The 16094-nt window shown below is 64.0% G+C and carries 1 protein-coding gene; it reads left to right on the top strand.

All coding sequences use genetic code 11. The annotated features are described in order from the left end of the window. Nucleotides 1-153 precede the first annotated feature (153 nt). Complete coding sequence (locus tag J3U88_RS03580) at nt 154-15945, top strand: M43 family zinc metalloprotease (protein WP_207856789.1); 15792 nt, start codon at nt 154-156, stop codon at nt 15943-15945. The last annotated feature ends 149 nt before the right edge of the window (nt 15946-16094 follow it).

The following is a 16094-nucleotide window of genomic DNA, read 5'->3' as shown; positions in this document are numbered from 1 at the left end:
CGCCGGGAACGGATCGGCTCAGTGCTTTCATGCGTGGGTTTCGCCGTGCTCGCTCGGCACGGCACGCGTCGCAGCACGTTTTTGGCCGTTTGGTTCCCCGGCGCTTCAACCCGTCGGTCCGCCACCACGGCCGGTCGAGAAGGGAGGACCGCCTTGCCCGAACCTACTGGGTACCGCTTGCAACGGATCTTTTTGGTTTTTTGTCTTTCGCTGTTTCCGCTCTTTTTATCAGCCCAAGATTACTTCGACCCACCCCTCCTTCCCGGCCTTGAAGGCGTCCGCTTCTGCGGCACCGTTGCGCCCACGGTCCCGCCCAACCGGCAACCCGCCGGCGATTGCGACACCCAGCAAACGATCGTTCGCGACACCTACGAAGCCGGTGACCTGTTGATCATCCCCACGGTGTTTCACGTCATCGCGCGCACCAACGGGACCGGCAACATCGACGAAAGCTTCATTCACAGCCAGGTGGAAATCCTTAACGAGGACTTTAACGCCCAGGTCAACACACCCGGCGCGCCCGGTAACGACAGCCGCATCCTCTTCGTTCTGGCCGACCGCGACCCCAACGGCCAACCCACCAACGGCATCACCCGCACCTTTAACGACGCCTGGCACGCGGACAACGACAGCTTCGGCTACCGCCGCGCCCTCAACTGGAACCCCGACCGCTACATGAACATCTACGTCAACAGCGCGGGCGGCAACCTCGGCTACGCCTACCTACCCTCGTCCGGCAACGTCGCCGGCGCTTACTACGACGGCATCAATGTGCTTTGGAACGCGGTCGGCCGCAACGCGCCCATCGGGCCGCCCTACAACACCGGCCGCACCCTCACCCACGAGGTCGGCCACTACCTCGGCCTCTACCACACCTTCCAGGGCGGCTGCTGCAACAGCTACACCTGCGGCGATCTGGTCAACGATACGCCCTCCCAGAGCCAACCCATCTACGGCTGCCCCGGCGGCACCGCGACCTGCGGGAGCAGTGATCCGGTCGACAACTACATGGGTTATGCCGACGACGCCTGCATGAACCGCTTCAGCGTTGAACAAATCAACCGCATGCGCTGTACCCTGCTCTCCTTCCGCCCCAACCTGTTCCGGCGCCTGCCTCCCGATCCAGTCGCGGTCTGGATCAGCCGCGGGCTCGGCGTGATCCAAGACGAAACGCTTTCGGTCCCCATTGTGGTCGGCGAGGTTGCGCAATATCTGGACGTCAACGCCTTTGATTTCGAGCTCAACTACGACACCAACCTGTTCACCTACGAGGGATTCACCACCAGCGGCACCGAAATCGCCGGCTGGGATTTGGTGCTCGACAACGAACCCACGCCCGGCCGCGTGCTGGTCTCCGCCGCCTCGACCCAAGAGTTCACCCTGAGTACCGACGGCGACGCCATCCTTATTTACATGAACCTGCACGCCCGTGCCGACGCCACGGTCGACGCCTGCAGCGCGCTGTCCCTGCCCAACGCGGCTTTTGTGTTTAACGGCGGTTTCCCCGAAACCCAAACCAGCGACGGCCAACTCTGCGTGGAAGCGGTACCGCCCCCCCTCGCCGATCTGTCCCTGCACCAAACGGTCAGCCCCGACAAACTCGACAACGGCGGCGACGTCACCATCACCTTGCGCGTGGATAACGCGGGGCCGGACAGTGTCGGCGCGGTGACCACCGCGCTTACCTTGCCCGCCAACATGGCCTTCGTCTCGGCGAGCGGCGACGGCACCTACAATCATCCCAACTGGCAACTGACCGGGGTGACCGCGGCCGGATCCGCAACGGTCGCCGTTACCGCAACCTTTGTCAGCGGCGACAGCGCCACCATCGTCAGTGAAATTACCGCTTCCGACGTGGGCGACCTGGACAGCAACCCCGGCGACGGCAACACCCAGGACGACGATTACCAAACCGCCACGATCCGCCGACCCGAGGCCGACCTCGACCTGCGCGTGCGCGTTTCCACCACGGTCCCCTTCCTCGAGCAGCCCTATTTCTACACGGTCACGGTCGGCAACAACGGGCCGGATCAAGCCGAGAACATCACGGTCTCCGCGCCTTTACCCGCCGGGTTAAGCCAGGCGAGCGCGCAAAGCTCGGTCGGCAGTTACGACGCCGGGGTTTGGAGCATTCCGGCGCTGCCTGCCGGTCAATCCGCTGAACTGGTGCTCACCACCGCCGCGCCCAGCGTCGGCGCCCGCACCTTCACGGCCGAAATCACCGCCGCCACGCCGGCCGATCCCGACTCGACCCCCAACAACCAAAACAACGCCGAGGACGATACCGGTTCGGCCACGATTAACCCGCGCCGTGCGGTCGGCGCCTCGATTGTCATCACCACCGCCGACGGCAACGGGGTCGGCTTCAACGACACCACCGCGGTGGATCCGGTCGGCGGCAACACGGGCACCACCCTCGGTCAACAGCGCCGCCTGGTTTGGGAACACGCGGCGGCCATCGTCGGCAGTTTCCTGGCCAGTGATGTGTTGATCACGGCCCAGGTCGACTTTGCCGATCTCCCCTGTCCCGGCGGCACCCCGGTTCTCGCCCACGGTGAACCGCTCACCGGGGTGATTCAGTTTGACAACGCCCCCGATCCCGACACCTTCTACCCCATCGCGCTCGGAAACCACATCGCGGGCGTCGACACCAACGGGGCCGAACCCGAAATCGTGGTCACGGTCAACCCGTCGATTGCCGCGGGCGGCTGCCTCAACGGAACGGATTGGTACCTCGGCTTGGATGCCTCGCCGGGGAGCCAAGTCGATATGGTCAGCATCGCGGTGCGCGAGTTGATCCACGGCTTGGGTTTCCATACCTTCGTCAACGGCGGCCACGGCGGCAAGTTTTTCGGCCAAAACGATGTGTTCATGAAGCTGCTGCGCGATCCGCTAACCAACGAACGCTGGTCGGCCATGAGCAGTTCCGAACGTTTGAGCGCGGCGGGCCGCGAACAGGTCTTTTTGGGCGAAGGCACCCGCGCCGCGGCGGGCACGGCCTTGACCGCCGGCACCGACGGCGGCGGTTACCTCCTGCTCGATTTCGATTACCAGGGTTCGGTCAGCGACTACAACCGGGGTTTCATCAGCGCATCAGCAACGCCCGATCAAGTGTTGGAACAGTTCCTCGTCGGCGCCAACCACGATCCCGGCATCGCCATGGAAGTCTTGTTCGATCTGGGTTGGACGCGATTGGACCAGGCGGATGTCGAACTCACCATGACCGTCGACAACGTCACCCCGCTGCCAGGTGATCGTATCGAATTTGCGATTGAGGTGCGCAACCGCGGTCCCCGTGAGGCGACCGGACTGGAAGTCAGTGCCCGCTTACCCGCCGGCTTGACCTACGTTTCCGACGATGGGAACGGCGCCTACACGAGCGGGAACGGGCTGTGGACGGTCGGTACCCTCGGCGAAAACCAAACCACCGTGCTGAAGCTGTCGGTGGACGTGGCCGCCTCAGGCGCCAAACAGTTGGTGGCGGAACTCACCAACGCGGATCAGGGCGATCCCGACTCCTTACCCAACAACGGATTAATCAGCGAGGACGACACGGCCGCGATTTCGGTCGGGAGCGCCGATCTCAGCATGGCGATCAGTGCTACGCCGGAGAAAGCCGACGTGGGCGAAACCCTGGTGATTCGCGTGCAGGTCACCAACGCCGGACCCGACACAAGCGAGAACGTGACCGCCCGCGTCTCCATCGGCAACACCAACCCGACCCCGGTCGAAATCCTGTCCGACGACGGCGGCGGCGCCTTTAACCCGGCCACGGGTCTGTGGACCATCGGCAGCCTCGACGCGGCCCAAACGGTCGCGCTGAACGTCACCACCCGGGTCATCGCCTTCGGCGGCGTCGGCGCGGACGCGGAAGTGCTGACCAGCAACTTGTTCGATCCCGATTCCACACCCGGTAACAACCTTTCGAGCGAGGATGACTGGGCCTCGGTCGTGGTCGGCACGCCCGAGGCGGATCTGAGTTTGAGCGGAACGCTTTCGAGCGAGGTAGCCAACGTCGGCGACCGCGTCCAACTCAACCTCACCCTGACCAACAGCGGCCCCGACGCTTCCGGCGCAACGGTCACCCTGGCCCTGCCCGGCGGGGTGGATTACCGTTCCCATTCCGGGACCGGAACCTTCAACGATCAAAACGCGACCTGGACGGTCGCGGCCGAGCAACTGAGTAGTCCGGCCCAACTGACGGTTGAATTGGCGGTGGTGTCCTTCGGCAGTTTCACCCTCACCAGTGAGATCAGCGCGGCGGATCGTTTCGATCCCGACTCCACGCCCGGCAACGACGTGCCCAGCGAAGATGATCGCTTTAGCCAAAACCTGCGTACACCCGAGGCTGATTTAGAGCTGGGCCTGACCCTCGGCAATGGCACCGCCAATGTGGGCGACACGGTCCAACTCAACCTCGACCTGCTCAACCGCGGCCCCGACGACGCCACCGGCGTTCAGGTCGCCAACCGACTGCCGGGCGGTTTAACCATCACCGGCAGCAGTGGCGCGGGCAGCTTCGCCGACGGCCTGTGGACGGTGGCTTCCGTACCGGCCGACAGCCGCGTCACCCTGCAAATCAGCGCGCGGGTCGACGTGGCCGGCACCAAGGTCAACACGGCTGAAATCATTGCCGCCGACCAACAAGACCCGGATTCCACGGTCAACAACAACGCCGCCGGTGAGGACGATCAAGCAAGTGCGACCATCGGCGCAATTGACCTTTCAGTCGCGATGCAAAGCGATGAACCGCAACCCTTGGTCGGTGAGAACACCACGGTGACGATCACCCTCGCCAACGCCGGGCCGGACGACGCCACCGGCGTTCAGGTCGCGGTGCCGATCCCGGCCGGGGTCACCCTCACCAACACGCCCGCCGATTTTGCGAGTGGGGTATGGACACCGCTAACCCTCGCCGCATCGAGTCAGGTTGATTTGGTGTTGATCCTGCGCAGTGACAGCGTGGGCGCCAAAACGGTGACGGCCCAGGTGGTTGCCGCCGACCACGGCGATACGGATTCCCAACCGGCCGACGGTCGCGGCGACGATTACGCGGAATTGGTGATAACCCCGCGCGCCACGGACGGGGCACCGATCATCATCGTGAACAGCGACGCACCCGGCGAAGGCTTTAACGATCCGACCCCGGTCAGCCCGACCGGCGGCAACACGGCCACCACCCTCGGCACGCAACGCCTGCAAGTCTTCGAACGGGCGGCACAAATTTGGGGCGGCCTGATCAACTCATCGGTGCAAATCAAGGTCGAAGCCCGTTTCGACGCGCTCACCTGTTCGTCATCCTCGGCGGTGCTCGGCGCGGCGGGCCCCAAAACGGTGGCCCGTGATTTCCCCAACGCGGGTTTCGCTTCCACTTGGTACCACATCGCGCTCGCCAACGCGATCGCGGGCAGCGACCTCAACAACGGCAACCACATCGTCGCCACCTTCAACAGCAGCATCGACAACAACAACGGTTGCCTCGCCAACACGAACTGGTACTACGGCCTCGACGGCAACAACGGCAACAACATGGACCTGCTCACGGTGGTCCTCCACGAGTTGGGCCACGGCTTGGGTGTCTCGACCTTCGTCAATGGCCAAACCGGCGCCAAGCTCCTGGGTTTCAACGACATCTATATGCAGTATTTGCGTGATGCAAGTCTGGGCAAGTCCTGGCCGCAAATGACGGATGCGGAACGGGCGCGCTCCGCGGTTGATACCCGTGATCTGGTCTGGACGGGCCCGCTCGTCAACGGCGGCGCCGGCAACCTCACCGACGGCGTCAACAGCCGCGGTCAGGTGGAGATGTACGCACCCAACCCGTTTCGGAGTGGGTCCAGCGTGTCGCACTTCAGCACCGACCTCAGCCCCGACGAATTGATGGAGCCCTTTTTCACCCAAGCCACGACCAATCCCGGCCTCGCGGTGGCCCTGCTGGGTGATCTCGGTTGGCAAGAACAACCCCTCGCCGACCTCAGCCTCACCGGCACCCTTAGCGACACGCAACCTGGCCTAAACGAGTTGGTTACGGCAACGCTGGTGTTGCGCAACAACGGTCCGGGGGAAACGGGATCGGTCACGGCGGAGGTCCTCGCCGACAGCGGTTTGACCTATCAATCCCACACCGGCGGCGGCAGCTACAACCCCGCCACCGGCGTCTGGACCATCGGCGATATGGCCGTCGGCGCGGCGCCGACCCTTTCCGTTGTCTATCGCGCGGAACGGCTTGCGCCGCTCAACCTGCGCGCCCAAGTCACGAACGCAACCACCGACGATCCCGACTCCACCCCGGAAAACGGTTATCTCAACGAGGACGACGACCTCACCCTCACCGTCGAACCCATCTTCATCGGCACCGCCGATCTCAGCCTCAGCGCCACCGCCACAACCCTGACACCCATCCCCGGCGATCCGCTTTCGGTCACCTTGGAACTGCGCAACGACGGCCCCGACACCGCCGAAAACATCGCGGTCGACCTGATCATCCCACTGGCGTTCACCTACCAAAGCAGCTCCGGCGACGGCGCGTTCGACACGGGCACCCGTCGCTGGACGTTGCCGAGCCTGCCCACGGGCAACACGGTTTCCCTAACGCTTAACTTGCTCTACGACAGCGGCTCGGGTGCGTTCATCTACGCGGGCGTCGCCCAGGTCGATCAGGAAGACCCCGACTCCACGCCCGGCAACGCAAACAACAACGGCGAAGACGACACCATCACGCTGGCCTTCACACCGGGCAGCGCGGGCACGGCCGATCTCTCCCTCGACCTGGTCGTTTCCGACAGCACGCCCGAGTACGGTTCCCGTGTCACCTTCACCCTCACCCTCGACAATGCCGGTCCCGACACCGCCGAGGACATTGTCGTGTTGGTCTCGCCCGCGGCCGCCTTTCAGAATATTGCCGCCGATCCATCCTGGGACCCGGTCACCCAGGAATGGCGACCCGACGACCTCGCGGCGACCAACCAAGCCGTGTTAACCCTGTCCGCCGACGCCGTCTTTGCCGGCTCACACATCTTCCGCGCCGAGGTGCGCGCGGTCCGTCAAGACGATCCCGATTCCACCCCCGACAACAACCGCCCGGACAACGTCTCCAATGAGGACGACTTCGTCATCACCACCATAAGCACCCTCACCGCCGACCTGGAGCTGACCCACACCGTCACGCCGGGTAACGTGGACGTTGAGGACGCACCCGTGCTGCGGCTGAGCGTGACCAACCGCGGTCCGGCCGCGAGTGAAAACGTGGTGGTCCAACACGGTTTGCCCGCCGGCTTAACCATCGCGGCTCAATCCGGCGACGGCGCCTATGACACCGGCAGCGGGGTCTGGACGATTGGGACCCTGAACAGCGGTCAGACGGCCCAAGTGGAAATGACGCTCACCATCGCCGAGGTCGGGCGCTATAAAGCCACCGCCGAGGTCACCAACGCGAGCCGCTTCGATCCAGACTCCACCCCCGGCAACGGCGCCAACGGCGAGGACGACTACGACGAGGTGGTCATCAACGCCGTGGGCCAAACGCTGACCACCATCACCATCCTCAACTCGGACGGACCGGGCGAAGGCTTTAACGACAACACGCCAACCGCCCCGGTGGGGGGCAACACGGGCACCACGCTCGGCGAACAACGCCTGATTGCCTTCCAGCATGCCGCGGATATTTGGGCACGCTACCTGGCCAGCCCGGTTGAAATTGTGGTGGATTCTCGTTTCGATCCGCTCACCTGCTCGGCCTCCTCCGGCATCCTCGGTTCGGCCGGCCCGCGCGGCGTTGCGCGCGATTTCCCCAATGCACCAATCAGCAACACCTGGTACCCAATCGCCCTGGCCAACGCCCTCGCCGGCAGCAACCTCTACGGCGGCAACCAAGCCGCGGCCCGCGCGACCTTCAACAGCAGCATCGACAACAACAACAATTGTTTGTCCGGTACCAACTGGTATTACGGGCTCGACGGCAACGCGGGCAACAACATGGACTTGGTTTCCGTCCTGCTCCACGAAATGGCCCACGGCCTCGGTTTCCTTACCTTCACCAACGGCCAAACCGGTAGCCGTTTCTACGGGCGTAACGACGTCTACATGCAACTGTTGATGGACCACAGCCAAGGTTTGCTGTGGTCGCAAATGAACGACAGTGGTCGTGCCCGATCCGCCGTGGATAACGGCGATTTGGTGTGGACCGGCAGCCAGGTCAACAACGCCGCCGGTGAATTAACCGCCGGCACCAACAGCAGCGGCCTGACCCGCATGTACGCACCCAATCCCTTCCGACCCGGCTCCTCCGTCAGCCACTTCGACACCGCGCTGGCACCCAACGAATTAATGGAACCTTTCTACACGGGACCCAACCACGATCCCGGCATGGCGGCACAACTGATGTTTGACATTGGTTGGCCGGGTGCGCGCAGTGCCGACCTGAGCCTGACCGCCGCCGTGGATCGACCCGCCGCCTTGCCAGGCGAAACCGCCGTGTTCACCTTGGTGCTCGGCAATGACGGCCCCAACCGCGCCAACGGCATTCGTGTCGCCATTCCCATCCCCTCCGGTCTGACCTATTTGGGCGACAACGGCTTGGGCACCTACAGCAACGGCGTCTGGAGCATTGACTTGCTCGACGCCGGCGACACGATCAGCCTGCAAATCACCACCTCGGTCAACCAAAGCGGCGACAAACTGCTCGTCGCCGAGGTGGCCGACGCGGATCGGCCCGATCCCGACTCAGTCCCCGACAATGGCAACCCCGCCGAGGACGACTACGCCGCGGTCGGCATCGGCGCGGCCGATTTGGCGCTGGCCTGGCGCGCCGACGACCTCTCCCCCTTGGAACTGTCGACCATCAACCTCCACCTCGACCTGACCAACGAGGGCCCGGACGACGCCTCCGCCGTGGTGGTCGGCATTCCCCCCTTCGCCAACGCCACCTTGCTCGGTGGTAACAACAACTTCGACCTCGCCAACCGTCGCTGGAACGTCGCCAACTTGGCCGCATCAGGCACCACGACCTTGACCCTGACCTTACAAATCGACCGCTTCGGCGCCACCACCCCGGTGATCGTCGCCAACGCGGAGATCATCGCCGCCGAACCGGACGACCCGGACTCGGTGGTTGCCAACCAAGATCCGGCCGAGGACGACTGGGCCGGGATTACCCTGACCCCGCGACCCCTACCCAAGGCCGACCTCTCGCTGACCACCAGCGTCGACGCCTTCACGTTGGAAACCGGCGAACTGCTGACCTTCGCGATCAGGCTCCACAACGACGGCCCGGCCCTCGCCACCGATGTCGCCGTCACCGCGACCTATCCCGGCTTTAGCCTGGTCGACGCCAACGGGTCCGGCACCTTTAGCGCGGGTCGCTGGTCGCTTGACGAACTCGGCGCCGGCGCGGCAACCACCCTCAACCTCATCTTGCGCGCCGACGCCTTCGGACCGACCACCTTACAAGCCGAGGTCGCCGCAAGCGGGGTGGCCGACCCCGACTCAACCCCGGCCAACGGCCTCAACGCCGAGGACGATGTCTCGACCCAAATCGTCACCCCGGTCAGTCCCGCGAGCGCTTTGATCCAATTGCAAAATAGCGACGGGCAAGGTGTCGGCTTTAACGACGCCACCCCAACCGCACCGGTCGGTGGCAACGCGGGCGACACGCTGGGCGCACAACGTTTGATCGCCTTCCAATACGCGGCGGATCTGTGGAGCGCCAACCTCGACAGCGAGACCCCCATCCTGATTCGCGGCCGTTTCGGCAACTTGGCGTGCAACCAAAACGACGCCGCTTTGGCACAAGCACAGCTCTTTTGGCAACAAGACTTTACCGGCGCGCCCCAAAGTGGCGTTCGCTATCCAAGCGCCCTCGCCAACACCCTCGCCGGCGAGGATCTCGACCCCGACCGCCCCGACGCCGTGCTGACCTTTAACCTCGCGCTTGGCGGCGCCAACTGTTTCAGCGGTCGCGATTGGTACTACGGCCTCGATGGACAACCGGGAACACGGATCGATTTCGTCACCGTCGTGCTGAAGCGGCTTACCCACGCGCTCGGTTTCTTCACCGATCTCAACGGCGCCGACGGCAGCCTCGCGGGCAGCCCGGAACGCTTCCTCGACCTGGTCACCGACCGATCAACCGGCCAAACACTGCGCGCCATGAGCAACAGCGCGCGTGCCGTCGCGGTGGTGAACGAAGGGAACCTGGTCTGGACCGGTGCGGTTGCCGGCGCGGTCGCCGGCAGTGGTGCGGGCGTTCACCCTCAGGGCGGTTTGCTGCTCCACGCACCCAACCCCTTCCTCGCCGGCGCCTCTTTGATCCACCTCTCCCAACAGTTTCAACCGAACCAATTAATGGAGGTTGCCTTCTCCGGTGCCAACCACGATCTGAGCCTCGCGGCGGCACTGCTGCGCGATCTCGGCTGGCCCGGCGTCGCCACCGCTGATCTTGAGCTGTCCCTGTCCGCCTCCGACACCACACCCGAGGTCAACGACGTCATCACCCTCACCGCAACCCTGACCAATCACGGTCCCGATACGGCAACCGGTTTGTCGGTCGGCCTTCCTTTACCCGGCAACCTCAGCCACCAAAGCAACAGCGGCAATTTCGATGCGGGTACAGGCTTGTGGTCGCCAAGCGACTTGTCGAGCGGGCAGCAAGTCCAACTGACGGTCAACGTCCAAGTCACTAATAACCAAGCGGTTACCTTAACGACCCAAGTCCTTGCCGCCGACACGGTCGACCCCGACGCGACCGCGGGCAACGGCCGTCCCGGTGAGGATGACCAAGCAAGCATCACCCTGGCCCCGTTCCAGGTCTTTAACGCGGACCTGGGTCTGACCGCAACCGTGGATCGCGACAGCCTCCTGGTTTCCGAGAACTTCACCGTCACCCTCAACCTCAGCAACGCCGGCCCCGACAGCGCCGACGCGGTCGCGGTCCAGGTCAGCCTGCCCGGCGGCGTCACTCTGCTCTCCAGCAATGACACCGGCGGTGGCGCCCTCGACAGCGGCACGGGTTTGTGGACCGTCGGCAGCATTGCCAACGGGGCCACCCGCGCTTTGACGATCACCTTCCGCGCGGATCGCGCGGGCACCTTCCTGGTCGGCGCCGAGGTAAGCCAAAGCGCGGCGATTGATCCCGACTCGGTGCCCAACAACGGCAACAGCAGTGAAGATGATACCGATCAAGTCGGCGTCAGTGTCACCGAACCACCACGCGCCGATGTCTCGGTCAGCCTGGCCACCGATCAAAGCAGCCCGAACCAGGGCGACCTGTTCACGGTCACCGCCAAGGTCCGCAACGACGGCCCGCAAGCGGTTACGGTTACCACCGAGATACGCCTCCCCCAAGACATGACCCAAGTCGGCAGCACCCTGAGTCAGGGTAGCTTCAACAACGGCACCTTCGCACCGGGCCGGTTGGCCGCGGGCGCCGAGGCACGCTTAACCCTGGAACTCTCCGCGGCAAGCAGCGGCGGCAAAACCCTGGTTTTCGAGGTGATGAGTAGCGACGTCACCGACCCGGACGCCACACCCGGCAATGGTTCAACCAGTGAGGATGACCTCGCCGAACTCACCATCTTCCCCCGAAGCAATGCCGGCGCGGTCATCGTGATCCGCAACAACGACGGACCCGGCGAAGGCTTTAACGACACCCGCCCCGTCAGCCCCGTGGGCGGGAACCCCGGCACCACCCTCGGCGAACAACGCCTGATTGCCTTCCAACGCGCGGCCGACATTGTGGCGGCTTCGCTCAAAAGCGACGTCACCATCACGGTCCTCGCGCAATTCGACGCTTTGAGTTGTAGTTCCACCTCGGGCGTGCTCGGCGCGGCGGGACCGGTCACCGCGGCACGCGACTTTACCGGCGCCCCCCACGAGGCGACCTGGTACCACATCGCCCTCGCCAACGCCTTGGCGGGCCGCGACTTAAACGGCGGTGACGGCGAAATCCGCGCCACCTTCAACAGCAGTATCGACAACAACGACAACTGCTTGCGCGGCACCAACTGGTACTACGGCCTCGACGCGCGACCCGGCAATAACATGGACCTTGTTTCCGTCTTGATCCACGAGTTTTCCCACGGTTTGGGGTTCAGTACCTTCGTCGATCCTTCCGGCAACAAACTGCTCGGCTTTGACGACACCTACATGCGCAACCTCAAGGACACGCGCAGCAACAAGTCGTGGTCCGCCATGAGCAACGCGGAACGGGCGGCCTCAGCCGTCGGCGGCGCGAGCACGGTGTGGCAGGGCGCCAACGTGGTCGCGGCGAGCGGCGGTCTCACCAACGGCCGCAACGGCGCGGGCGAGGTCGAGGTCTATGCACCCAACCCCTACCGCCAAGGCAGCTCGGTTTCTCACTTCAGCACCAGTCTGGTACCGGATGAACTGATGGAACCCTTCTACACCGGACCCAACCACGAAATGGGCCTGGCGGTTCCTTTGTTTGAAGATCTGGGCTGGAATGCCGCCGACCGCGCCGATCTGAGCATGTCGCTCAGCGTCGACAACCCGACCCCGGCCGTCGGCGAAACGGTAACCTTCACCGTCAAACTCCGCAACGACGGTCCCAGCGCGGCGGAGAACGTGCGCTTCCGCATCAACGTCGGCGCGGGTTTGATCACACCGGCGGGCAAGGACATCGACCCCGACGATCCCTGTCAGCTCAATCCCTTGGGCGACGAAATCCTCCTGGATCTGGTCATTGCCGACCACGAGGCGACCTTCACCCTGTGCAAAGAGGTTCTGGCCGAGGGTGACCGCGGCGTTTCGGTGGAAATCATCGCCAGTGACACCAACGACCCCGACTCGACACCCGGCAACGGCAACACCTTCGAGGACGACTATGCCGCCCTGAGCGTGGGTGGCGCCGACCTCTCACTCGACCTCTTGGCCGACCGCAACAGCGCCGCGGTGGGCACCTTGGTCAACCTGACGCTCACGCTCAACAACGCGGGCAATGAAGAGGCGCGCAACATCGCGGTGGACTTCAGCCTGCCCGCCGGTTTGGAACTGGTCAACCGCAACCCTGCCGGTAGCGCCGGTAACTGGCAAATCGCGCGGCTGAGCGCGGGCGCCTTGTCCCAATTACAACTGACCGCACGCGTCACCGACACGGGCAGTCACACGGTTTCCGCCGAGGTCACCGCCTCGGATCGGCCCGACCCCGATTCCACCCCGAACAACGGCGCAAGCGCCGAGGACGATGCCGCGAGCTTGGCGATTACCGGCACTCCGCCGGACAGCAGTGCCATCGGCATCGCGGTTAACGGGTTCTTCTCCGACAACTGTCCCAATACCGTGGCCCGCCTACAAATCACCTTGGCCGGCGACCCGGTTTCGGGCCTGGAAGCGGACGCCTTCGCCCTGTTTGAGGACGGTCAAAACCTGCCCTTCACCCTGGTGACCGGCTCCACCGCGGGTGAGTACGAACTGGCCTTCCAAACCTTGCAGGCCGACGGCAACAGCCACGACTACGACTTTTCGGTCACGGTGCTCGGTAGCACGGCGACCGGCAGAAGCAGCGCGCGCACCTGCCATATCTCCGGGGTGACGACCTTAGCCAACGACGTTCCGGTCACCGGCATCGCCGCGACCCAGGGCAGCCGCCTGTACTTCGCCCTCGACGTGCCCCCCAACCAGGGCCGGGTCTTTTTCGAGACGTCGGGCGGCGACGGCGACGTCGACCTCTACCTCGCCCGTGATCGCCTACCCACCCTCAACGACTACGACTTCCGCGACATCGGCATCGGCAACAGCGAACGCATTCAACGCGACAACCCCGCGGCGGGCCGTTGGTACGTGGGCCTTTTCGCGGTAAGCGAGTTCCGCGATGTGCAGTTGCGCGGTGCCTACGCGGCCTTGCGCAAGCAGATTCAAATCCAGAACATCTACATCGACGGCTGTCCCGAGATTGCCGTCCAGGTTCAGGTCACCCTCGACGACGTCGGCGTTCCGGGCCTAACCGCCGCCAACTTCCAATTGTTGGAAGACAACGAATCACGCGCATTCAGCGTGGTTCCGCTCAACGAAAACCGCGGCAAATACGAGCTGCGCTTCACCACAACCGAACCCGACGGTCTAACCCACCAGGTCCTGGTTCGGGCGCTGTTCCTCGGAGACAGCGTGGAAACCCGCTCCAGTTACAACCGCTGCGCCGTCACCCAGGTCACGCCCTTGTCCAACGGCGAGCTGGTCGCCAATCTAGCGGGCCGTCGCGATACCTGGCTGTACTTCCGCATTGACGTGCCCAACGGACAGGACGTCTTGGAAATTCGCAGCTTCGGCGGTGCCGGTGACGCGGATTTGTACGCGCGGTTCGGCGACCTCCCCGACCAGAACGTCTTCGACGCCCATCCACGCGTCGGCGGCAACGAACAGACGATCACCATCGAGAACCCAAGCGCGGGGAGTTGGTTCATCGGCGTGTACGGGTTCCTCGACTACACCGGGCTGAACATGGTCGCGGGTTACTGGGTCGAAACACTTGACCTGACCATCGACGCGGTTTCGATCACGGCCTGTCCCACGATCCAAGTGGTGGCCCGCGTCGAGGACCAAAGCGGACCGGTCACGGGTTTAACCGCGAGCGCCTTCACAATCACGGAAAACAACGACGCCGCCCTAGAACCGAGCAGCGTGGTTGAGTCCGACGGGGTTTACCGGTTACGCTACGACACCGCCAACATCACCGGCGACGACATCTTCGTCACCGCCAAGGTCAGCCGCGACGGCCTAACCGCCTTCGACAACCGAAGTTACCGAAACTGTACCCGCGACGGCGGCGTGATCGACGTGTGGATAAACCGCGTTCATGCGGCACCGGCGGGGCCGGAAATCAGCCTGCCGCTGTTTGTCGGCGAGGTCGAAATCGACTTCCAAATCAACAGTTTCCAAGTCGCGCTGACCTACGATCCCAACATCCTGATCTACCGCGGCCTGGACACAGCCGGCAGCCTAATCGCGGACTGGGACGTATTGGACGACAGCGGTAGCGACACGGGCCGGATCCTGTTACAGGCGGCCAACGTGGCCAACCTCAACCTGAGCTCGGACCTGGAACAGGTGCTGACGCGGTTCCGCTTCTTGGTGGTGGGCGACAGCAACGCCTGTAGCGAGTTGGCCTTGCCGGAAGCGGACTTTGTGTTTAACAACGGCAGCCCCATCGCACGCACCGCCGACGGTCGCTTCTGCGTCACCATGGGCTGCCCACGCGCCCGCGGCGACCTGGACGGCGACGGCCGCGACAACCGCGCCTTTGACGCCCTGCAGATTCTCAACAGTTTGTCGGGTATCCCAACCGATTTTGATCCGCTGCCGTTGTGCGTGGCGGACACCAACTGCAGCGGCACCATCTCGGTCCAAGACGCGGTGCTGATCCTGCAACGTTCGGTGGAATTAATCGAGGGTTATTGTTTGGATGATGGGCCGGCAACCCGCGCCGCCAACTTCAGCATCGACATCCCGGAAGAACAGCGGTTGATGGAGACCAGCCAGGACTTCGTCTTCGACCTGAACATCACCAACCTGCCGGACGAAGCGGTCCATGGCTACAGCTTCACCATGACCTGGGATCCCGCGTTGCTGACCTTCGAGGAAGTCGTCGTCCGCGAGGACAGCCTGAGCGAACGCTGGGGTGAACCGATCACGGTGTGGGCGCCGGGTTCGGTAACCGTCACCCACGCTTACCCCTTGACCCCGCTGCCAGGTGACGGCACCTTGTTGCGCTTCCGGGGCAGGACGACAAGCGGCGACGACGGCGACGGTTTGTTGGAATTCTCGAGCTTTTCCTTAGCCACGCCAAGCGAACCGCAAACCACGCCGCCACCCTTGTATTACTCGGTGCTCGGCATCCCCTGTTACGACACGGGCGCCTGGTCGCGTTTGGTCGGGGCCTGGAACAACGAGGTGACGATCCTCGACATCGTCACCGCGATGGAATGCGTACCTTAGCGTAGACCGCGGCGTAGACCGCGACCACGTCATCGAGGTCGCCGCCTTAGGCGAGGGGGTTGCGTCCTTCCCCCTCGCGGGCGCATCTCCTTTTCTGAAGAAGGATTCATTAAACAAAGCGACGACAAGGGGTTAGCTGTCGTCGTCCA

This window comes from Acanthopleuribacter pedis, assembly GCF_017377855.1.
Lineage (GTDB): Bacteria > Acidobacteriota > Holophagae > Acanthopleuribacterales > Acanthopleuribacteraceae > Acanthopleuribacter > Acanthopleuribacter pedis.
The sequence above is the reverse complement of the archived record's forward strand: the minus strand, read 5'-3'. Positions and strand labels throughout refer to the sequence as shown.